Origin of the sequence: Qipengyuania pacifica (genome assembly GCF_019711555.1) — a bacterium.
Lineage (GTDB): Bacteria > Pseudomonadota > Alphaproteobacteria > Sphingomonadales > Sphingomonadaceae > Qipengyuania > Qipengyuania pacifica.
The window spans coordinates 1006394-1027847 of record NZ_JAIGNQ010000001.1 but is presented as its reverse complement, the minus strand read 5'-3'; the positions used below and the strand labels follow the sequence as shown (position 1 = coordinate 1027847).

20 protein-coding genes and 1 tRNA gene are annotated in these 21454 nt (G+C 61.4%); 13 read left to right on the top strand and 8 right to left on the bottom strand.

The annotated features are described in order from the left end of the window. Nucleotides 1–35: 35 nt before the first annotated feature. A tRNA-Gln gene (locus K3177_RS05010) sits at nucleotides 36–109 on the bottom strand. 189 nt (nucleotides 110–298) lie between these two features. Here K3177_RS05010 and K3177_RS05005 point away from each other — a divergent pair. Together K3177_RS05005 and K3177_RS05000 are read left to right on the top strand one after the other, a co-directional pair. Further along, on the top strand, nucleotides 299–1516 hold the full coding sequence (locus tag K3177_RS05005) for a Ppx/GppA phosphatase family protein (RefSeq protein WP_221597356.1): 1218 nt from the start codon (nucleotides 299–301) through the stop codon (nucleotides 1514–1516). Next, on the top strand, nucleotides 1509–2168 hold the full coding sequence (locus K3177_RS05000; protein WP_196847727.1) for an RlmE family RNA methyltransferase: 660 nt from the start codon (nucleotides 1509–1511) through the stop codon (nucleotides 2166–2168). Before K3177_RS05005 ends, K3177_RS05000 begins: the two co-directional genes overlap by 8 nt. A 60-nt stretch (nucleotides 2169–2228) precedes the next feature. Here K3177_RS05000 and K3177_RS04995 read toward each other — a convergent pair whose 3' ends face one another. Beyond that, complete coding sequence (locus tag K3177_RS04995; RefSeq protein ID WP_103024541.1) at nucleotides 2229–2909, bottom strand: c-type cytochrome; 681 nt, start codon at nucleotides 2907–2909, stop codon at nucleotides 2229–2231. A 136-nt stretch (nucleotides 2910–3045) separates the two neighbouring features. Between K3177_RS04995 and K3177_RS04990 the strand changes: the two genes are divergently transcribed. Beyond that, nucleotides 3046–3939 (top strand): prephenate dehydratase, encoded by an 894-nt coding sequence (locus K3177_RS04990; protein WP_221597465.1) that lies wholly within the window; start codon nucleotides 3046–3048, stop codon nucleotides 3937–3939. A 47-nt stretch (nucleotides 3940–3986) separates the two neighbouring features. On the opposite strand, the gene K3177_RS04985 is transcribed toward K3177_RS04990, so the two are convergent. Continuing rightward, nucleotides 3987–4988 (bottom strand): isoaspartyl peptidase/L-asparaginase family protein, encoded by a 1002-nt coding sequence (locus tag K3177_RS04985; RefSeq protein WP_221597355.1) that lies wholly within the window; start codon nucleotides 4986–4988, stop codon nucleotides 3987–3989. Nucleotides 4989–5096: 108 nt separating this feature from the next. Between K3177_RS04985 and K3177_RS04980 the strand changes: the two genes are divergently transcribed. Continuing rightward, nucleotides 5097–6341 (top strand): mechanosensitive ion channel, encoded by a 1245-nt coding sequence (locus K3177_RS04980; RefSeq protein ID WP_103024539.1) that lies wholly within the window; start codon nucleotides 5097–5099, stop codon nucleotides 6339–6341. Between the two features lie 118 nt (nucleotides 6342–6459). On the opposite strand, the gene K3177_RS04975 is transcribed toward K3177_RS04980, so the two are convergent. Then, the gene (locus K3177_RS04975; RefSeq protein ID WP_221597464.1) at nucleotides 6460–7461 is read right to left on the bottom strand and encodes a zinc transporter ZntB; all 1002 of its coding nucleotides are present in this window, start codon (nucleotides 7459–7461) and stop codon (nucleotides 6460–6462) included. A 69-nt stretch (nucleotides 7462–7530) separates the two neighbouring features. On the opposite strand from K3177_RS04975, the gene ispG reads away from it, so the two are divergent. From ispG to K3177_RS04960, 3 genes are all read left to right on the top strand, one after another. After that, a complete protein-coding gene (gene ispG, locus K3177_RS04970; protein ID WP_196847723.1) occupies nucleotides 7531–8673 on the top strand; it encodes a flavodoxin-dependent (E)-4-hydroxy-3-methylbut-2-enyl-diphosphate synthase in 1143 nt (380 codons plus the stop codon). A gap of 44 nt (nucleotides 8674–8717) precedes the next feature. Next, nucleotides 8718–9269 carry a retropepsin-like aspartic protease family protein gene (locus K3177_RS04965; protein WP_247714225.1) on the top strand — a complete coding sequence of 184 codons (552 nt, stop codon included), beginning with the start codon at nucleotides 8718–8720 and terminating at the stop codon, nucleotides 9267–9269. A 61-nt stretch (nucleotides 9270–9330) separates the two neighbouring features. Beyond that, nucleotides 9331–10038, top strand: a complete 708-nt coding sequence (locus K3177_RS04960) for a murein L,D-transpeptidase catalytic domain-containing protein (RefSeq protein WP_103024600.1) — start codon at nucleotides 9331–9333, stop codon at nucleotides 10036–10038. 6 nt (nucleotides 10039–10044) lie between these two features. Here K3177_RS04960 and K3177_RS04955 read toward each other — a convergent pair whose 3' ends face one another. Further along, the gene (locus tag K3177_RS04955; protein WP_221597354.1) at nucleotides 10045–11472 is read right to left on the bottom strand and encodes a L,D-transpeptidase family protein; all 1428 of its coding nucleotides are present in this window, start codon (nucleotides 11470–11472) and stop codon (nucleotides 10045–10047) included. Nucleotides 11473–11612: 140 nt separating this feature from the next. Here K3177_RS04955 and K3177_RS04950 point away from each other — a divergent pair, with 140 nt between their 5' ends. The 5 genes from K3177_RS04950 to K3177_RS15305 all read left to right on the top strand — a co-directional run bounded on the left by K3177_RS04950 (nucleotide 11613) and on the right by K3177_RS15305 (nucleotide 17297). Further along, nucleotides 11613–12506 (top strand): DMT family transporter, encoded by an 894-nt coding sequence (locus tag K3177_RS04950; protein ID WP_221597353.1) that lies wholly within the window; start codon nucleotides 11613–11615, stop codon nucleotides 12504–12506. Nucleotides 12507–12888: 382 nt separating this feature from the next. Further along, nucleotides 12889–15564: an aconitate hydratase AcnA gene (acnA, locus tag K3177_RS04945; protein ID WP_221597352.1), complete on the top strand. Its 2676-nt coding sequence runs from the start codon at nucleotides 12889–12891 to the stop codon at nucleotides 15562–15564. Continuing rightward, nucleotides 15561–15980, top strand: a complete 420-nt coding sequence (locus tag K3177_RS04940; RefSeq protein WP_221597351.1) for a rhodanese-like domain-containing protein — start codon at nucleotides 15561–15563, stop codon at nucleotides 15978–15980. The genes acnA and K3177_RS04940 overlap by 4 nt, the downstream gene beginning before the upstream one ends. A 17-nt stretch (nucleotides 15981–15997) precedes the next feature. Then, a complete protein-coding gene (locus K3177_RS04935) occupies nucleotides 15998–16717 on the top strand; it encodes a prolyl hydroxylase family protein (RefSeq protein ID WP_221597350.1) in 720 nt (239 codons plus the stop codon). A gap of 112 nt (nucleotides 16718–16829) precedes the next feature. Then, a complete protein-coding gene (locus K3177_RS15305; protein ID WP_247714309.1) occupies nucleotides 16830–17297 on the top strand; it encodes a hypothetical protein in 468 nt (155 codons plus the stop codon). Between the two features lie 592 nt (nucleotides 17298–17889). Here the strand turns inward: K3177_RS15305 and ruvB are convergent. From ruvB to ruvA, 3 genes are read right to left on the bottom strand one after another with little or no spacing between them, the layout of a single operon-like run. Next, complete coding sequence (gene ruvB / locus K3177_RS04925) at nucleotides 17890–18915, bottom strand: Holliday junction branch migration DNA helicase RuvB (RefSeq protein WP_221597348.1); 1026 nt, start codon at nucleotides 18913–18915, stop codon at nucleotides 17890–17892. Next, complete coding sequence (locus K3177_RS04920) at nucleotides 18908–19306, bottom strand: GFA family protein (RefSeq protein ID WP_221597347.1); 399 nt, start codon at nucleotides 19304–19306, stop codon at nucleotides 18908–18910. Before K3177_RS04920 ends, ruvB begins: the two co-directional genes overlap by 8 nt. After that, entirely contained in the window at nucleotides 19303–19908 is a 606-nt protein-coding gene (gene ruvA, locus K3177_RS04915; protein ID WP_103024529.1) for a Holliday junction branch migration protein RuvA, read from the bottom strand. The genes K3177_RS04920 and ruvA overlap by 4 nt, the downstream gene beginning before the upstream one ends. 295 nt (nucleotides 19909–20203) lie before the next feature. On the opposite strand from ruvA, the gene aroC reads away from it, so the two are divergent. Next, the gene (gene aroC / locus K3177_RS04910; RefSeq protein ID WP_221597346.1) at nucleotides 20204–21271 is read left to right on the top strand and encodes a chorismate synthase; all 1068 of its coding nucleotides are present in this window, start codon (nucleotides 20204–20206) and stop codon (nucleotides 21269–21271) included. The last annotated feature ends 183 nt before the right edge of the window (nucleotides 21272–21454 follow it).

Below are 21454 nucleotides of genomic sequence, written 5' to 3'. Positions count from 1 at the left end.
TTAGCCGGTTCCACAGCGCCATAATGCCGGAAGAATGGATGCCCCGTGAGGATTCGAACCTCAATTGACGGAGTCAGAGTCCGTAGTCTTACCATTAGACGACGGGGCATCAGCCGCGGGGGCAGCAAGAATCGCATGCTGCTCCGGGACGGGAGGCCGCGCATCTAGTTTCGTCGCGGAACAAGGTCAACCCCGTGCGAGACGGGTGCCCTTGCCCTGCCAACTGTTCACCGCTAGCATCTCGGTCAAGTCCCCGCGTACGGTGGTTTATGCGGGAGGAAAAAAGAAAGCTCTCGAAATGGCGGATCATTCTCCGCCGGACACGACAAGAGGGCACGGGACACAACGGGGCGGCAAGTCCGGCAAGGTAGCCGATTTTCGCTACAAGCGCCCCTCCCGGCCCGAAGCCAAGCAAGGCGACAGGCGCAATGCGCCGCGCCGCGATGGCGGTTTTGTATCCCGGCCAACGTCCAAATTGCACGATCAGCCAGGCCAGCTTCCGCGCAAACAGGCCTACGCTGCGCTGGATCTTGGGACCAACAATTGCCGCCTTCTGATAGCGCGCCCTTCGGGCGAAAATTTCACCGTGATCGACGCTTTCAGCCGCGTCGTGAGGTTGGGCGAAGGTCTCGCCGCAAGTGGCAAGCTTTCCGATGAAGCAATGGAACGCACTCTGGCTGCGCTGCACGTTTGCGCGGAAAAGCTGCGCCGCCGCAATGTTCGTCTGGCGCGATCCGTAGCGACGGAAGCCTGCCGTAGAGCATCAAACGGGCCGGCGTTCATCAGACGCGTGAAGCGCGAAACCGGCATCATGCTCGACATCATTTCAGCCCAGGAAGAGGCCCGGCTCGCGGTTCTGGGATGCCACGTCCTGCTGGAAGAAGGTAACGGTCCGGCCATTATCTTCGATATCGGCGGTGGCTCCACGGAGCTTGTACTGGTTCAACCGGGCGAAAAGGTGCCCCGCATCCTGGATTGGCTGAGCGTGCCCTGGGGCGTCGTGTCGCTTACCGACACGGTCGACGGATCGGACGAGACGCGCGACCTGCGGCTCGATCGTTACATGAACATGCGCCGCACGGTGGGGCGCAGCTTCGCCGAATTCGCCGAACGCATCCGCGATTACACACGTTCAACCGAGCCGATCCGCCTGTTGGGTACGAGCGGCACCGTTACCACCCTTGCCAGTCTGCATCTGGAACTGCCCCAGTACGACCGCCGCGCGGTCGACGGCCTGATCGTTCCGTCGATCGCCATGCGCGACATTTCCAACCGCCTCTCACGCATGAGCGGCCCCGACCGCAAACGCTTGCCTTGTATCGGCGACGACCGAGCGAATCTGGTCATCGCCGGATGTGCTATTCTCGAATCCATTCTCGACATCTGGCCGGCAGAGCAACTCGGTGTTGCCGACAGGGGAATTCGCGAGGGTATCTTGCGCAGCCTGATTGCCGCCGATGTAGAAGGCGACCGCAGCCGCGCGACTGTGCAAAGAATGCGAGAACAGGATGTCTAGGTCAGGAAAAGACCGCGAAACGCGCGTGCGAACTGCAAAAAAACGCACCGCGAGTTCGACCCGGTGGCTGCAGCGGCAACTCAACGATCCTTACGTCAAACAGGCCAAGGCCGAAGGTTATCGCAGCCGTGCCGCTTACAAACTGATCGAGCTGGACGAGAAGTTCGGTTTGCTGAAGGGCATCGAACGGGTCGTAGACCTCGGCATCGCGCCGGGCGGATGGAGCCAGGTCGTGCGCAAGGTAAAGCCCAAGGCCCACGTGGTCGGCATCGATCTGCTGGAGGTCGAGCCAATCGAAGGCGTTACGATTTTCCAGATGGATTTCATGGATGACACTGCACCGGCGGTCCTGGAAGAAGCCCTGGGCGGCAAGGCCGATCTGGTAATGAGCGACATGGCCGCCAATACGGTTGGCCACAAGCAGACGGATCACCTGCGAACGATGGGCCTTGTCGAAGCCGGTGCTTGGTTTGCGGTCGAAAACCTGGCGCCCAACGGCACATTTCTTGCCAAGGTTCTGGCTGGCGGTACCGATAACGATCTGCTGACGCTGCTCAAGAAGCACTTCAGGACGGTGAAGCATGCCAAGCCCCCGGCAAGCCGGAAAGGCTCGAGCGAATGGTATGTCATCGCGCAGGGGTTCAAGGGCTGAAGCACAAATGAAAAGGCCCCGCAGAAGCGGGGCCCTTACTTACCGTAGACTGTTCCGGGCTTATGCGCCCGGCTTGACGCCGCCAGCCTCCGTAGCCGCATTGTCCGCCGCAACCGGTTCATCGGCTGCCATCGCGCCCGCGGCTTCGGCATCGGTGGGCGTTTCGCCGCCAAGGTCCACAGCATCGTCAGCTTCGTCGGCCTCGGGAGCTACTGGGGCCGGCTTGGCCGGAGCACCGCCGTTGGCTGCCAGATATTCCATGACGTTGGCGCGATCTTCCGGCTTGGACAGACCAGCGAAGCTCATCTTGGTGCCGTTGGCGAACGCACGAGGGCTGGTCAGCCAGGCATCCATATTTTCCCAAGTCCAGGTTCCGCCATGATCGCTAAGCGCGCTGGAGAAGGCGAACCCGCCGTGACCCGTGCCGATCGTTTCGCCCATGACGCCGTAAAGGTTCGGACCGATGCCATTGGCACCGCCCTGTTCGATGGTGTGGCAAGCCGTGCACTTGGCAAAAACCTTTTCGCCGGCTGCCGCATCGGCACTTGCGAGCAAGGTGCCGAGATCGGGCCCCGCATCGGCGCCACCATCTTCGGCTACGCCCTCGATGAAAAAGCCCGGCTCTTCGACATGCGCATGCTTATCCGCAGTGAAATACATGCCTGAAACGATGGAACCTCCGAGCGCAACGATCCCTGCGAAGAGGACCCAGCCCGCGGCGGTGTTGAAACGATCATCCATTACGTAAAATACCCGGCGAAAATCGGTTGGTCTGATGGTTGCGCGCCGCTCTAGTGTGCAAGGCGGGCTTTCGCAAGTGCGCAAGCAGCAATAGCGCTTGATGCGCGAGAAAGGCCGCCTTAACGCGCCGGACATCATGCGTCAGTTCGCCAAACCTGCCCTCGCCCTTGTCGATTCGATGCGCTCCGCTGCGGCGGAGCAACCCGCGCAGGCGATTGCTTTTGGAGGGGCGCCGGGTTCCAATTCGCATCAGGCGGCAATGCAATTTGCACCCGATGCACTGCCCCTGCCCTGTTTCAGTTTCGAAGATGCGCTGGAAGCGGTTGAAAATGGCGCAGCGGGTTGCGCCATGATCCCGATCGAAAACAGCCAGCATGGCCGTGTGGCCGATATTCACTTCCTGCTTCCGGAAAGTGGGCTGTCGATAGTGGCAGAACATTTCATGCGCATAACGCATTGCCTGATGGCACTGGGCAAGGGACCATTCGAGGCCGCCTATAGCCATCCGCAAGCGCTCGGCCAGTCTCATAAATTCCTGTCAGACCGCGGGATCGTCGGCCTTAGTCATGCAGACACGGCAGGTGCCGCTGCCTTCGTTGCGGAAAGCGGAAAGCCCGATGTCGCTGCGATCGCCCCGTCACTGGCTGCAGACCTTTACGGCCTCGAGATCGTGGAGCGGGAAGTCGAAGATGCTCCCGACAACACGACCCGCTTTGTCGTTCTCGCCAAAGATGCACTGGATCCGGCAAGCCTTGCCGGCGCTCAGGCGATGACCACCTTCATTTTCGAAGTGAAGAACATTCCCGCCGCGCTCTACAAGGCGCTCGGTTGTTTCGCGACCAACGGCGTGAACATGACCAAGCTCGAAAGTTACCAGAAAGGTGCCAGCTTCGCGGCCACGCAGTTCTTTGCAGATATCGAGGGCGCGCCAGGCGAAGCGCGGGTCGATGCGGCCCTCGAAGAGCTGGCTTTCCAGACCAATGGCGTCAGACTGCTTGGCAGCTATGCGCAGGTCCGCAAACGCGGGTAGAGATTGACTTCAGCCGGTTTTAATCCGCCGCTTCAATCACGCCCGCTCTATTCGTCGGCGTAGATCGCCACTTCGGACAAGCCTTCGCTGGTCGCTCGACCGCGATACATGCCGCTGGTATTCATCGAGAATAGCGCGTCGCCGCTGCGATCCACTACGATGACGCCGCCGTCACCGCCCATTTCTCCCACTTCGGCGATGACCGTATCCGCCGCAAGTTGCGAGTCTTCATTCCCGAGGTCGATACGCGCGCAGATCATCCGGGCGACGCCAGCGCGTATGAAGAATTCACCCCACCCTGTCGCAGACACTGCGCAGCTGCGATTGTCGGCATAGGTCCCTGCACCGATGATGGGTGCATCGCCGATGCGACCCCAGCGCTTTCCGGTCATTCCGCCGGTCGACGTACCGGCCGCCATATTGCCATCCTGGTCGAGAGCCACTGCCCCGACGGTGCCGAACTTGACGTCGACGTCGATCGCCGAAAGCTTTTCTGTCTTCATGCGTTCGAGCGATTCCCGCCGGCGCTCGGTTTCGAACCATTCGCTGGGCATGTTTTCCATCCCCTGCTCCGCCGCGAATGTCTCCGCGCCTTCGCCGGAAAGCATGACATGCGGGCTTTCGGTCATCACCTTGCGCGCAAGCTGGATCGGATGCCTGATCCCGCGCACCCCGGCGATTGCACCTGCATCGCGTGTGCGCCCGTCCATAATCGATGCGTCCAGCTCGATATCGCCGTCCCAGGTGAACACCGCACCGCGCCCGGCATTGAATAACGGATCGTCTTCCATAGGCTCAATTGCGGCCTGGATCGCATCCATCGCCGTGCCGCCTTCCCGCAGGACCTTGGCTCCGGCGTCGAGTGCCTTGCGCAGCGCTTCGCGATAGGCGGCATCCTGTTCCGGCGTCATGTTATCGCGCGCGATGGTCCCGGCACCGCCGTGGATGGCGATCGACCACCGCCCATTTTCCTGTGCCGCTGCGGGCATGGACAGGACGATTGAAAATGCGGCCAGCAAACGGGCCAGGGGCGCGAAAAATCCACTCATGGGAATGGGATAGCAGCCGCAGTTATCCACTCAACCCCTCGACCGATTTTGTTCACGCGGCTCGGCATGATACGCTCGTCCGACCGAGCACCAACGGGGAGAGGCTTGATGATTTTCGACCGTTATCGTTTCAACGAACAGTTGGCGATGGATCTGGGGGAGAAAATTCTCCTCGCCCTGATCGCGCTTGTCGTGACCTGGCTTGCCGCACGCGCGGCTAAATGGGCATTCGCCAAGCTCGTCGACACTGTGGATTTCTTCAGACGCGGAACCGGTAACGGCCAGTCGCTCGGAGAATCCCTTGGAAAAATCGTCAGCCTCCTGATCTGGCTATTCGGGCTGCTGGTCATTCTCAACATCCTCGATCTCGGCGGCGTGTCCGGACCGATCGACAGCCTGCTTCAGAATGTCGTGGCATTTCTGCCTAACCTTCTTTGGGCAGGGCTCATCTTCTTTATCGGCATGATGGTCGCACGAATTGCGCGCGACCTTGTGGTCACGACCTTACAGACCGTCGATTTCGATAAATGGGCCAATCGCGGCGGGGTCGATAATGTCACAGGCAACCCCGCCATCAGCAAAACCATCGGTACGATCGTCTACGTCCTGATTGCAATTCCCGTAGCCATTGCAGCGCTTGAGCAACTCGGTATCGAATCGATCAGCAACCCTGCATCGCGCATGCTCGAAATGATCTTCTCGGCCATTCCCAACATCATCGGCGCCGCCGTTCTGCTGGGCATCGGTTATCTGATCAGCAAGTTCGTCGTGCAGATCCTGAAGGAAGTTCTTCCGGGGCTTGGCGTCGATAGGGCATTGGCGGAAAGCGGTCTTATCACCGAGGGCACCACAGCATCGGCAATCATCGCCCGCGTCGCCCAGGTTGCGATCCTGCTGTTCTTCGCCATCGCGGCGACGAGGCTGCTCGGCTTTCCCGAACTGACGGCGATCCTCGACCAGCTCCTCGAATTGGGCGGAAGGGTCATCTTCGGAGCGGTTGTCATCGCCTTTGGCTTCCTGATCGCCAATCTGCTTGCCCGTCTCATTGCGGGCGATGCAGGCGGGACGACCGCGGCGACCATCGTGCGGTGGGCAACCATCATCCTGTTCGTCTTCATGGGCCTGCAGTTCACCGGCATTGGCGGTATGATCCCGGCCAATGCGCTGACGATCCTGATTGCCGGCGTGTCTGTCGCAGGCGCTCTGGCCTTCGGCCTTGGCGGCCGCGACTGGGCCGCACGGAAGCTTGAGCAGATGGATAACGATCTGGGCGGAACTGGTTCTGCACCAACGCCGACACCGCGTCGCAAGGCTGCGTCGAAGTCGACCGATCCCTTGCCGCCGGGCGCCTGATCCAGCCGACCTTTCTGGAATATGCGCAAAGGACGCGGAGCCAACCACTCCGCGTCCTTTTCCTATTCAGTCTCGTCGGAAAACAGCTGGTATGGCGTCACCGGATTGCGCATCACCATCAAAGCCAGCGAAGGCGTCGAAAAACGACGAGCAGGCCAACGAAGAGCAGCGCGCACAGAGCGACGACTGCCCAAAAAGCCTCCGGGTTATTCATGCCCGGCATGCCTCCCACGTTGATGCCGAGGAGGCCAGTCAGAAAGCTCAGTGGCAGGAAGATGCCCGCCACGATCGTCAGCATGTAGGTTGCGTGTTCGCTGCTGGCGAGGCTGCGTGCCCGCAGTTCGTCCTGCAGGACAACCGCGCTCTCCTTGCTGATATCGATATCGTCCAGATAGCGACGCAGGCGCGCGATGCTTTCGGCTATCTCGCGCCGATCGTGATCCTCGAACCAGGCCGGTGCATCGCGGCTGATCTGTTCGAGTGCCTCGTGTTGCGGGGCCATGTGCCGCTTGAGGGCGAGCGAATTGCGACGAATGCTCGAGATCTTGGTGAGCATCTGATCCGCGTGCTCGTCGGGATCGTCGTCTTCCAGAAGATCGAGAACCTCGTTCATATCGACGATGGACTGGCTCATGCGGGTGATGAGCAGTTCGGCGAGCAGCGTGATGGTGGCGCCCGCGTCTGGCGGGCCTTCACCGCGATCAAGCAACGATACGATTTCGCGCGGTGTCTGGAGGGGATGGCGGCGCAGCGTCACCAGCCGCCTTCCGTCGCACCAGAACTGCATGGAGATCATGTCTTCCGGCTCGGCGCCCGGGTTGAAGTTGATCCCCCTCAGCGTGCCGACCAGATTGGTGCCTTCGCGAAACGCGCGTGGCCGGGTCTGGTCGCTGGTCAGCAGTTCTGCGGTGGGCTCGGGAATCCGGAGGTGATCTTCGAGCCAGTGCTTCACGCCGTCCCGGGTGCGGCAGATGTGGATCCAGAGCACGTCGTCGGGAGTGGAGGGTTGCCAGCTTTGGACTTCGTCCCAGTGGATCGTCCGGGCGCTGCCCGTTCCATCGAGCACACGCCCGAACAGCAGGGGAGTATCGGTGTCGGCGGCATCGGTTTCCTGACTCATCGGCCCATCATGCAACATGGAGCCGCCGCTGTCATTGCCCCTTAATGATCGGGCGACTATATCCATGCCATGTCCTCCGTACGCCCATGGCGCGATATCATGCGCCGCCAGTCCCGCCAGATCATGGTCGGCAATGTCCCCGTGGGGGGCGATGCGCCGATCACCGTGCAGACCATGACCAACACGCCGACCGAGGATGTGGGCGCGACGATCGACCAGATCCGCCGCTGCGAGGATGCCGGCGCGGACATCATCCGCGTGTCATGCCCGACGGCGGAAGCGACCGAACATTTCGACAAGATCACCAAGGCGGCCAACGTTCCGATCGTTGCCGACATCCATTTCCATTACAAACGGGCGCTGGAAGCGGCGGACAAGGGCGCAGCGTGCCTGCGCATCAATCCCGGAAACATCGGTTCGTCCGAACGCGTCGCTGAAGTCGTCCGCGCAGCCAAGGCCAATGGCTGCGCGATCCGCATTGGCGTCAATGCGGGCAGTCTCGAGAAGGACCTGCTCGAGAAATATGGCGAACCATGCCCCGAAGCGCTGATCGAGAGTGCGCTCGACCATATCAAGCTGTTGCAGGATCACGATTTCCACGAATTCAAGGTGGCCGTCAAAGCCAGCGACGTGTTCCTGGCAGTGGCGGCTTATCACGGCCTCGCGGATGCGGTGGATTGTCCTTTGCATCTGGGCATCACCGAAGCGGGCGGTCTCGTCGGCGGGACGGTGAAAAGCTCCATCGGGATCGGCAGCCTCCTGTGGGCCGGTATCGGCGATACGATCCGCGTTTCGCTTTCGGCAGAGCCCGAGCAGGAAGTGAAGGTCGGCTACGAAATCCTCAAGAGCCTGGGCCTGCGCACCCGCGGCGTGCGGGTCGTTTCCTGCCCCAGTTGTTCCCGCCAGGGCTTCGATGTGATCCGTACGGTCGAAACGCTGGAGAAGCGGCTCGAGCATATCAAGACGCCGATGAGCCTGTCGGTGCTCGGCTGTGTCGTGAACGGCCCGGGCGAGGCTCGGGAAACGGATATCGGCATCACCGGCGGCGGTAATGGCAAGCACATGGTCTATCTGTCGGGCGTCACCGATCATCATGTGAAAAGCGACGACATGCTCGACCACATCGTCCGCCTCGTCGAAACCAAAGCCGCCCAGATCGAGGCAGGCGAAGCCGTAGCCTTCGATCCGCATGCCAAGGAAGCGGCGGAGTAACCCGCTTTACCCGAAATTAAGCTTGATCGGCCATCCTTGCGTTTATGCGTGAGGCCGCCCTTCTTGCCGTTGCAGTACTGGCTTTCGTCGGCAGTGCCTTCGTTCCCGGAGGTGCGTTCGATGCGGCGACGCACAGCGCGAACCCCGAACCCGCTGACAAAACCGCGACCGGGAATTTCGCGGGTGAGCAGCCGATGCCCGAAACGCTCGACTACGCATCATGGGTGGCTGGCACGACGGAACTCGCCCGCGCAGGCGATGGACATTTCTATGCCGATGCCATGGTCAACAATTCGCGGATCCATTTCCTGATCGATACTGGGGCCAGTGTCGTGGCACTGACTGGCGCCGATGCGCGCGCGGCAGGATTGCACTGGTCGGCTGCCGATGTCCGGCCCATCGCACGCGGCGCATCCGGTCCGGTTTTCGGGGTCGCACTCACGCTCGATCATATTTCGCTGAACGGGCACGAGGCGAATAATGTCAGTGCGATCATTGTGCCCGAAGGCCTGGACACATCGCTCTTGGGTCAAAGTTACCTTTCCACCATTCAGCCGGTTCGGATAGAACACGACAAAATGGTGCTTGGCGAATAGGTCTTTCGTTCCGGCGCAATGTTCATGGCGCGGCCAGAACCGTGCTGATAGGGTGACCGACATGAAACGACGGGACCTTCTCAAAGGATCGCTGGCCGCCGGCGCAGCCGTAGCCCTGCCGAGCCGACTGTTTGCACAGTGGAATCCCACTGCCACGCGCGATGCCAAGCTCATGGACATCGCCCGCGAAGAACTGGCCAGGGTCGGCGGAAATATCTGGCGCAAGGATATCGTCGCCATCGCAGATTTCGGACTGCATTCGGCCCGGCGACGCTTCCATTTCGTAGACCTCGAGAACGAACGGGTGGCAAGCTATCACGTCAGCCATGGCACGGGTTCGGATAGCGAACACGACGGCTGGCTGAAACGGTATTCCAACATAGAAGGCAGCGAAGCATCGAGCCGCGGCGCGTTCATGACACGCAGCTGGTATGTCGGCCGGTATGGCACTTCGATACGGCTGGACGGCCTCGACCCGACCAACTCCAACGCCCTCCCCCGTGCGATCGTCATGCACAAGGCGAATTATGCGACGCCTGAGCATGTCGAACGATACGGCCGCCTCGGGCGGTCCAACGGATGCTTTGCCATGGGGCCGGACCAGTTCGACCGCGCGTTGATCGATCTTGCCGGGGGCCGCCTGCTGGTATGCGGCAGTTACGGTCTGGCGGAAGACGGCACCACCGTTACGCCGCCGATCGCACAATACGATCTGCTGCGTAACGAATATGGCGGAACCTACGAACGGACCAATCCCGGCGCGTTCTAGGCGGCGTCAGCTGGTCTGCAGGTCGTCGACGATTTCGACCACTTCTTCACTTGTCTGACGTGCACGATCGCTCTGGCGCGGAGCGTCCAGTGCCGCGAGAACCGGCGCGTCACGATCATATATGTCGGCAAACTTGGTCAGGTTTCCGTTCACGTCCACCCCGTAGGTGAAATAGGTGATGTAGACTGGCCACTGCTTCGCCATCGGATAGCGCGTGTATTCCCTGCCGGCGGTGATTTCAGACACTTCCTGCTGGATGGCCGGCAATTCGTCACGGTTGGCGGCATTGCCGAGCATCGACATGGTCATCGCCAGTTCGCGAGCGCCCTGCACCCGGATACAGCCGTGACTGAGGGCGCGGCTGTCCTGATTGAACAACGCCTTGGCCGGTGTATCATGCAGGAAGATCGCGTGTTCGTTGGGCATATCGAGCTTCATCAGACCGAGCGAATTGCCCGGCCCCGGCTGCTGAACGACGGTTACCCAGCCGTTGGCGCCCTTGGTCGCTTTGTATCCGTTGGCGCGCGCCCATCCGGGATTGTTGAGCACCTTCGCACCCAGACCTTCACCCTTCACGATGGACTGCGGAACCGTCCAGGTGGGATTGAAGATCACGGCCTCGACCATTTCGGCCAGCTGAGGCGTCGAGGTACGTCCGGGCTTGCCCACTACCACGCGGTAGTTCTTGATGATCTTGTTATTTACCGTGAGGCGAAGCTGATATTCGGGCACGTTGGTCAGCAGATATTGCTTGCCAAGATCGCGCCCCAGCCAGCGCCAGCGATCCATGTTGGCGCGGATCAGCTTGCGCTTCGCCGGATCGGTCGTTCTGGCGAGTTCTTCCTTCAGCCGCGCATAGTCGGGCGATACCGGGTTGAGTGCGGTCAGCGTCCCGGCAATGTCCCCCGTCTCAACAGCCGTCAGGAGCAAGCGATCCGAAGGCAGGACGTCGGGATCGGGATCCACGACAAACCACTGGCGGCGAGCGTCCATAGGTGTGCGTCCGTCGCGCAGGTCTTCCACGAGCCATACGAAAATCTCGCTGGCTGTTTCATCGAGCGTGGTGCCGGGACCGTTTGCAATCGCTGCGGAAAGCTCGTCGGCACGATAATCGGCGGGCGACAGGCCTTCGGCCTCCACCGTGGGGATGAACGCGAGCAGTTTTTTCGCCTGTGGAACGGACCATTCGCGAACATAGACAGGAAGCTGCTGGACGATTTCGCGCGACGATGTGCGGATATCGTCGAAGCTTTCATCGACGCTTGGCGTAGCAGGCTGCTGCGGGGCTTTATTGCGGTAATCGGGAAGCTTTTCCGTCACCTTGGCCGGTTCGGGAGGGACGAGGTTTTCCGGCGCGTTGTCCTGAGCCAGGACAGAAGTCGCGCAAAGGGCCGCCCCCATTGCAGTGCCGAAAATCAAACGAAAACGTGTCATAAGTCCTACCAGATGCGCCCCGCGCCGTTCAGCGCGTGTGGCCGGATAATAGCCCAATGCACAGGGCTAATCCAATATCCCTTCTTTCGCAGGCCTGAATTGTCGGTGACTATAGCAGAAAGGGCGCATAGGGCGTGGCGATGAACCGGGACCATGCCTTGCTGCCAGTCTTTGCGGCTGCGTTCGCGGTTGCCTGTCTGTCCCTGATGGACGCCTTCATGAAAAGCGCCGCTCTGGCGGTGGGTGCGCTGACGGCGGCATGGCTGCGTTCGGTCATTGCAACCGGCATTGCGCTTCCGCTGTGGCTTGTGCGCGGCCGCGCCCGCTGGCCGCGTCCCGAGGTGCTCAAACTTCATCTGCAGCGCTCGATCATAGCGACGTTCATGGCGCTGACGTTCTTCTACGCGATTACCAACCTGCCGCTGGCCGAAGCGATTGCGATCAGTTTCGTGGCGCCGCTGCTTGCGCTCTATCTTGCGCGCGTAATGCTGGGCGAGGCGATCCGGCGAGAGGCAATCTATGCCTCTATCCTTGGCTTTATCGGCACACTGATCATTATCGGCGGCAAGATCGGCCAGGCGGATTTCGATGCCGACACGGCGCTGGGGCTCACGTCGATCTTGGCGTCCGCTTTGCTCTACGCCTACAGTTTCATACTGATCCGGCGGCAATCGCAGGTTGCCGGGCCCGCCGAAATCGCGACCTTCCATTCCGGGGTATCGGTGATCATCCTGGGGCTGGCGGCGCCGTTCCTGTTCGAAATGCCAAACCTGAAAATACTCGGCGATCTGGCCGCGGCTGCCTTCCTGACCGTGGCCGGGGCGATGGGTCTTGCCTGGGCTTATGCGCGCGCCGAAGCGCAGGTACTGGTGCCGCTGGAATATTCGGGCTTCTTGTGGGCATCGCTGTTCGGCTGGCTGTTCTTCGCCGAACCGCTGACCATGCCGACGACCATCGGCACCGCAATCATCATCACATCATGTTGGGTAGCGACCCGGAAACGTCGCGTCGCGATCGTGCCGGAGGTTCCCTAACGGCCTGATCGCTGTTCGGTAGATCGCTCGGTCTCGCCAGCCTGGGCGGGCCCGTCTGCAAAAGTGAAAGCAGCTGCAAAGCAACCGACAATGCCAAGCGCGGCAGCGATTACTGCAAAACGAAGCGGACCACGTGAGCGTTCGCCCGCATCCGATAGCGGAGACATGTGAAACTCCCTCATTCAGCCTTTTGGCCAATACGGCCTTATTGCCATGATTTAGCCTTAATAACCAGAGAAAGCTGCGCGAAGTTCCGTCAAAGCCGCACGCCACCCTGCCGCGCACTTGATTTTTGCGCAGGTTCAGCGCAGGTGCGCGGCACATTCTGCCGCTCTGTCCATTGGTCAGATGACGGCTCTCAACTGAAAGGACAGACGCGCGCATGACTCAGGTCGGCAAGGACACGCTCGGAACCCGCTCAACCCTCACCGTGAACGGCAAGGATTACGCCTATTACTCCTTCGCCAAGGCGGAGAAGACAATCGGCGACGTGTCGAAGCTGCCCTTCAGCCTGAAGGTCCTGCTCGAAAACATGCTCCGCTTCGAGGATGGCGGCTTCACCGTATCCACCGACGATGCACAAGCGATCGCGGACTGGCAGAAGAACCCGGCCACCGGCAAGGAAATCCAGTATCGCCCGGCACGCGTGCTGCTGCAGGATTTCACCGGCGTGCCCTGCGTGGTGGACCTTGCCGCAATGCGTGACGCCATCAGCAAGCTGGGCGGCGAAACGTCCAAGATCAATCCGCAGGTTCCGGTCAATCTCGTGATCGACCACTCGGTCATGGTCGACGAATTCGGCCACCCCAAGGCGTTCGAAAAGAACGTCGAACTCGAATACGCCCGTAACGCGGAACGCTACGACTTCCTCAAATGGGGTTCGAAGAGCTTCCGGAACTTTACCGCGGTGCCCCCGGGTACCGGCATCTGCCACCAGGTGAACCTGGAATATCTGGGCAAGGGCGTGTGGTCGTCCGAAGGCGATGATGGCAAGCTGGTCGCCTATCCCGACACCTGTGTCGGCACCGACAGCCACACCACCATGATCAACGGTCTCGGTGTGCTCGGCTGGGGCGTCGGCGGTATCGAAGCCGAAGCCGGCATGCTCGGCCAGCCGGTATCCATGCTCATCCCCGAAGTCGTCGGCTTCAAGCTGACCGGCGCCATGGCGGAAGGCGTGACCGCCACCGACCTGGTGCTGACCTGTGTTCAGATGCTGCGCGAAGTCGGCGTGGTCGGCCGGTTCGTGGAATTCTACGGCGAAGGCGTCGCCAACCTCACGCTCGCCGATCGCGCGACGATCGCCAACATGGCGCCCGAATACGGCGCAACCTGCGGCTTCTTCGGCATCGACGAGAAGACCCTCGAATACATGCGCCTGACCGGCCGCGACGAAGAAACGATCGCGCTGGTCGAAGCCTATTCGAAAGAACAGGGCATGTGGTTCACCCCCGAGAACGAGCCGGTCTTCACCAAGACGCTCGAACTCGACATCGCGAAGGTCGTGCCCAGCCTTGCCGGGCCCAAGCGCCCGCAGGACCGCGTGGCGCTGCCGCAGGTGGACGAGCTGTTCAACAGCGATCTCGCCACGGTGTACAAGAAGGACAAGCCTGCGCGTGTCGAGGTCGACGGCAAGGACCATGACATCGGCGACGGCGACGTCGTGATTGCCGCCATCACCAGCTGCACCAACACGTCGAACCCCGATGTGCTGATCGCAGCCGGCCTCGTGGCCAAGAAGGCTAATGAAAAGGGCCTGAAGCCGAAGCCCTGGGTCAAGACGTCGCTGGCACCCGGGTCGCAGGTCGTCACCGACTATCTCGAGAAGAGCGGCCTGCAGACCGATCTCGACGCGCTCGGGTTCGATCTCGTCGGTTATGGCTGCACCACCTGCATCGGCAATTCGGGCCCGCTCGCTCCGCCGATCTCCAAGGCGATCAACGGCAACGACATCGTCGCGGCGTCGGTCCTTTCGGGCAACCGCAATTTCGAAGGCCGCGTATCGCCCGACGTGCGCGCGAACTTCCTTGCCAGCCCGCCGCTCGTCGTCGCTTACGCCCTCAAGGGAACGGTGACGGAAGACATCACCGACACGCCGATCGGCCAGGATCAGAACGGCAATGACGTGATGCTGGCCGACATCTGGCCGACCAACGAAGAGGTGCGCGAGCATCGCGCGGCCAATATCGACCGCGAAATGTTCGTCACCCGCTATGCCGACGTCTACAAGGGCGACGAACACTGGCAGGCGATCAATGTCGAGGCGTCGGATACCTACAGCTGGAACCCGACCAGCACCTATGTAGCGAGCCCGCCGTACTTCGAAGGCATGGGCATGGAGCCTGCGCCGGTCACGGATATCGCCGGTGCGAAGCCGCTGGCGATCCTCGGGGATTCGGTAACGACCGATCACATCTCGCCTGCTGGTTCGATCAAGGAAGACAGCCCGGCCGGCGAATATCTGAAGAGCCATCAGGTCTCGAAGCAGGACTTCAACTCCTACGGTTCGCGTCGCGGCAATCACGACGTGATGATGCGCGGCACCTTTGCCAACATCCGTATCAAAAACGAAATGGTTCCAGGCGTCGAAGGTGGTTACACCACCTACAATGGCGAGCAGATGGCGATCTACGACGCCGCCATGAAGCACAAGGCCGATGGAACGCCTCTCGTGGTCATCGCCGGCAAGGAATACGGCACTGGCTCAAGCCGCGACTGGGCGGCCAAGGGCACCATCCTGCTGGGCGTTCGCGCGGTTATCGTCGAAAGTTTCGAGCGCATCCACCGTTCGAACCTCGTCGGCATGGGCGTGCTTCCGGTGCAGTTCAAGGATGGCGAAACCCGCGCTTCGCTCGGCCTGACTGCGACGGACAGCTTCTCGATCAAGGGGCTGGCCGATCTGAAGCCGGGCCAGGATATCGAGGTCGATGTGACCCGTGAAGACGGATCGACATTCACCTTCACCGCGCTGTGCCGCATCGATACGGCGAACGAGATGGAATATTACCGCAACGGCGGTATCCTCCAGTACGTCCTGCGCAACCTGGCAGCGGCTTGATCACACGGTCGCTCCTCGCAGTAACGGCGGCGGGCTTGCTCGCCGCCTGCTCTGCGGGCGCACCAACCGATGCGGACGCCGGATCGAGCCAAGATCAGGCCGGCGTTCTCCTTATCGAGCCCAAGGCGCTTGCCCTGCGGCTTGATGCCGGCGACGCCATCCAGCTTATCGACGTGCGCACGCCGGAAGAGTTTGCGGATGGCCACATCGAAGGTGCGATCAATATTCCGGTCGATCAATTCGATCCAGCCACCCTGCCCGATCCGCGAGGTGCCGAGCGCATCCTCTACTGCCAGTCCGACCGTCGTTCCGGTATCGCGGCAGAGAAGCTGGCGGCAAATGGCGATTCGGCCGTGCACATGAAGGGTGGCATCCGGGCCTGGGAAGGCAACCACCTGCCGGTAACGCGTGACTGAGCGGCCAAGTATCTGACATGGCGATCCTTGGCCGCCTGTCCCGGCTATTGAGGCGCGAGCCTGTTGATGAAAGGGCCGATCCGACGATCCTTGCTGCGATCGGAACCGAGGTTCGCGAGAGGGTACAGGCCCATCCGAAAATCCAAGCCATAGGCGGCGACAAGGCCGATCTGTTCCTGCTTCCGGAGCTGTTGTCTCCCAGGCAATGCCGCAAACTCATCGCAATCATCGACAGTCGCATCCAGCCGTCGGTTCTCTTTTCGGAAACATTCGCGCCGAGGGGACGCACCAGTTCCACGCATTTCTTCTCGCAGGATCTGCCGGAAACGAGGGCACTTGCCACCAAAATCAGTGAAATAACGGGTATCGGTTCGCACCATGCCGAGCCGCTGCAGGGGCAGCGATATCGCGTGGGCGAGGAGTATCGCCATCATCGCGATCACTTCCGGATCGATAAGCCGCATTGGCAGATCGAGCGGCGGCGCGGTGGGCAGCGCACATGGACCGCCATGATCTACCTCAACGCAGTCGAGGAAGGTGGCGAAACCGACTTTTCCGAACTGGATTTGAAGATCGTACCCGAGCCCGGCTTACTGGTGTTATGGGACAATATGGACCGTCAGGGCATGCCCAATCCTGCAACGCGGCATGCCGCCCTGCCCGTTCTGGCGGGACGCAAGCATGTGGTGACGCAGTGGTATCGTCAGGGCGAATGGAGCATGCAACAGCGCGGATGACACTGCCGCTGGGCGAGCTCAGACCCCGCGCTTGATGCGAAATCTGCGACGGCCGAGAACGGCAACTGCAGCCATACCGAAAAGAGCCATCATCGGCGGTGCCGGAACATCGGTGCCGCTCGAACTTGGCGGTGGCGGTGGCGGAGGCGGCGGTGGCGGAGGCGGTGGAGGCGGTGGCGGTGGCGGTGGCGGCTGGTCGCCTCCACTCGTTGAGGTCGAAGAGCTAGTCGAAGACGACGTGCTGGAAGAACTCGAACTTGAGCTGCTGGTCGAGCTTGAGGAGCTGGTGCTCGAGGTCACGTTTCCTGAACTAGACGTGCTAGTTGAAACATCACCCGAACTACTGCTGCTCGTTGTCGTGCTTACTTCGCCGGTAGACGATGAAGTGGAACTGCCCCCAGTGGATGTGGAAGTCGATGTCCCGCCACTGGAAGTGGTGGAGGTAATCGTAATTGGTGGCAACTCGCCGCCAGTAGTAGTGGTCGAGTTCACGACGACGCTGCCGCCGCCGCTGGAGCCGCTGAAGAAGCCGCCGAAGAACCCGCCGCCAAAACCGCCGCCGAATCCGCCACCACCATAGCCACCGCCTGGGATGGAGCGCGCGGAGCCGCCGCCGCCGATCGGTGCCGCTGCAGGCAACGGCGGTACCGGTACAGGTACCATCGCCTGACGATAGACGGGCGGACAGATGTTATTGGGATCGTAGGCCGCCTGCGGAGAATCTGCGGGCACGCATTCAGCCTGCCGCGGAGGAATGGTGCGAGCGCGCGGCACGGTCGGCCGGGGGACGGCGCGCGGCTTCTGCTTCACATATTTGGCCTGCTTGACCGACTTGGTCTTGTATTGCGGACTGTCGGAAATCGGCTTCTCGGCAACGTGGACCGCGCCGCCTGCAAGCAGGGCGCCGCCCGCTGCAGTGGCCGATAGTTTGGCAAGAGCTGACTTGACCGACATCGCTTCGAATTCCTTTTACGACCGGGCCAGGATGTTTGGGAAGCCCCCATCCCCGCCGCGATCCTATAATGTTTTCGCGAATCCCCCCGGGTCTTCACGCATAATTACTGATCGCTATTGCGCCCAGAAAGTGAATTTTCTCGACAAATGCGAGGCTTGAAGACGACCCGTCCCGTTTCGGGACCAAATCCACCCCTTGGTTAAAATCGCCGATGTGCTCACTTGTCGAACATGTCGGACTGCGGTTTCGATGGTGCTGAGAGGCCCAGATGCAACCATCCTCCATCGTTGAGGCAGCGCCCCCGCGCGGTGCGAGCAATGAGGCCGAGCTGAATGAGATAGGGTTCGATCACCTCCTCTACCGTATCGCGCGGTTCGGAGAGGCCCGCCGCCAGCGTTTCGACGCCGACCGGCCCGCCCTTGTAGGTCGTTGCGATCATGGTGAGATAGCGCCGGTCCATCGCGTCGAGGCCGAGACTGTCTACCTCGAGCCTGGTCAGTGCCTCGTCGGCCACTCTGGTGGTTACGACCGGCTCTTTAAGAACCGAAGCGAAGTCACGCACGCGCCGCATCAGGCGGCCTGCCACGCGCGGCGTGCCGCGCGATCGGCGGGCGATTTCCCGGGCGCCGCCTTCGTCGATAGCCATGCCCAGCAATCCTGCCCCGCGGCTGACGACCTTGAGCAGTTCGTCTTCAGTATAAAAATTGAGCCTGACGGGAATGCCGAACCGGTCGCGCAAGGGAGTGGTCAGCAAGCCCTGACGCGTGGTCGCCCCCACGAGCGTGAACGGGGGCAAGTCGATCCGCACGCTGCGCGCGCTCGGCCCTTCGCCGATGATGATATCGAGCGCGCGGTCTTCCATCGCCGGATAGAGCACCTCCTCGACCACCGGATTGAGCCGGTGAATTTCGTCGATGAACAACACATCGTTGGGTTCGAGATTGGTCAGCAGAGCCGCAAGATCACCCGCCTTGGCAATCACCGGGCCGCTGGTGGCGCGAAAGCCCACGCCGAGTTCCTTGGAGACGATCTGCGCCAGCGTGGTTTTGCCCAGTCCCGGCGGCCCGAAGAAGAGCACATGGTCCATCGCCTCGCCGCGCCCGCGGGCGGCCTCGATGAACACCCGAAGGTTTTCGCGCGCCGCTTTCTGACCGACGAACTCGCTGAGCGACTTGGGCCGCAGCGCCGCGTCCGGATCTTCCGGCTGCCGCTCGGGCGAATGCAGGGGGACGGGTTCAGTCAAAATGTTCGGTACCCTCGCTGGTGATCGTTACCCAGCCGTGCTTGCGTTCTTCGTAAACGGAATATTCCGGCGGCGGAAATGAAGGATCGGCAAAGCGCCCGATCGGAATCGCCATCATGTCGGTAAAGGGCTGCGCGATATACCAAAGTTCCGACCCGCAGACCGGGCAGAAATGATGTTCGCTGGTTTGGCCGCTTTCGGCTTTCCGGGTGAATATCTGAGCCTTGCCGGACGTCGTCACCCTGTCCGCCGGAAACCGGGCCTGAGCGGCAAAGGACGATCCGCTTCGCTTCTGGCAATCGAGGCAATGGCATACGGAAATGCGGAACGGCTCACCATCGCAGGTCGCGGTAAGCTGACCACACATGCAAGTGGCGGTGCGGACGCTCATCCGGCTGCCTTTTTCAAAGCGACGCGGATCAATTCGCCCTCGCCAGCGCCCTCGCCCAGCTCGCCCTGAGCTGCGGCGACTGCACGGGCAGCTACGGCCGGTTTGAAGCCGAGGTTTTCCAGCGCGCTCACCGCGTCGGCGCTGGCGCCGCCAGCAGGGGTTGGCGCCAGGGCGGCGCTTCCCATGCCGCCGCCGGGCAAGGCCCCCGCTTTGTCCTTGAGTTCGTTCACGATGCGGCCCGCCAGCTTGGGCCCAACCCCCTGGGCCCTTGCGACCATGGCAGCATCGCCATTGGCGCAGGCCTGCTGCACCTCGCCCGTGGAGAGTGCGGAAAGGATCGCCAGTGCGACCTTGCTGCCGACCCCCTGCACCTGCGTGAGAAGGCGGAACCAGTCCCGCTCTGCCGCCTCGGCAAAGCCGAGCAAGCGCATGTCGTTTTCCGACACCTGAAGATCGGTATAGACCGTGCACGCTTCGCCCACATTGCCGAGTGCGTTCAGGGTCCTGGCCGAGCAATGGACAAGATAGCCGACGCCGGAGACGTCGATCACCGCCCAGTCGACACCGGTTTCGTCCAGCAGGCCCTTCAGCTTAGCAATCATGTTTTGTTCCTGCCGAATCGCCACCAATTTGGCTAGCCCTGCCGCGCATTTGTACGCGGCATAGTGTCTGGCGATTTTTCAGATATCTGCACGTGGAGCCGAGACATGGACCACGTGTTACACTGTACAAGACGAAAAAACTCCGCTGGCGTGAAGGCTCCTTCTCGCGGTGATACCGAAGGACGAATGATGCGACGAAGAAGGCATGGCGGCATCATGCCAGGTTGACGGGATGTAGGAAAATCTTCGCTGCTCCACCGCTCGACAGCGGCCACACTTGCGCTAAGACAACCGCATGAGCTGGAACACCTTCGGACGCGTGCTGCGCTTCACCACCTGGGGCGAAAGTCACGGCCCCGCCATCGGAGCGGTGGTCGACGGGTGCCCCCCCGGCATCGCGCTGGCCGAAAGCGACATCCAGCCCTTCCTCGATGCGCGCAAACCCGGGCAGAACAAGTTTACGACCCAGCGTCAGGAACCCGATGCGGTCAGAATCCTGTCGGGCGTCTTCGAAGGCCAGACGACGGGCACACCGATCAGCCTGATGATCGAGAACACCGATCAGCGGTCGAAAGACTATTCGGAGATCGCCAACACCTATCGCCCGGGCCATGCCGATTATGCCTATGACGCGAAATACGGTTTTCGCGACTATCGCGGCGGCGGACGCAGCAGCGCGCGCGAAACCGCAATGCGCGTGGCGGCGGGCGCGGTGGCGCGCAAAGTCATCGGCGAAGTTTCGATCATTGCCTATGTCGCGGAGATCGGCGGCGACGCGATCGATCCGGCCAATTTCGATGCGCAGGAAATCCAGCGCAATCCCTTCTGGTGCCCTGATGCGGACGCCGCCAAGCGCTGGGAAGCGCTGGTGGCCAATGCGCGCAAGGCCGGGTCATCGCTTGGCGCGGTAGTGGAATGCGTGGCAACGGGTGTCCCGGCAGGATGGGGCGCGCCGATCTATGCCAAGCTCGATGCCGATCTTGCTGCTGGCATGATGAGCATCAACGCCGTCAAGGGCGTGGAGATCGGCGACGGCTTCACCGCTGCGCGCCTGACCGGCGAACAGAATGCCGATCCCATGCGGCCCGGTAACGACGGGCCGCGGTTTGAAGCCAATCACGCCGGCGGCATTGCAGGAGGCATCTCCACCGGACAGCCCGTGACCTGCCGCGTAGCATTCAAGCCAACCAGTTCCATATTGACGCCCTTGGAAAGCGTGACACGCGAGGGCGAGGCGACCGAGGTTCGAACCAAGGGCCGTCACGATCCCTGCGTCGGCATCCGCGGCACGCCCGTAGTGGAAGCCATGATGGCGCTGGTACTGGCGGATCACAAAATCCTGCATCGCGCGCAATGCGGGTGACCAACGCCTAAGCCATGAAGCGAGAGAGACGGTAAAAAGCGCGATAAAAGACCGCAGAAACCGCACGGTTGATTGCGCTAGGCGCAACTGAATATCGGAAAGCTTGCGCTTTATGAAAGTTCCATCGGATTGATCGATTATTCCGATGCTCGCAATCGCAACATATCGCTTTTGTGCATCGCA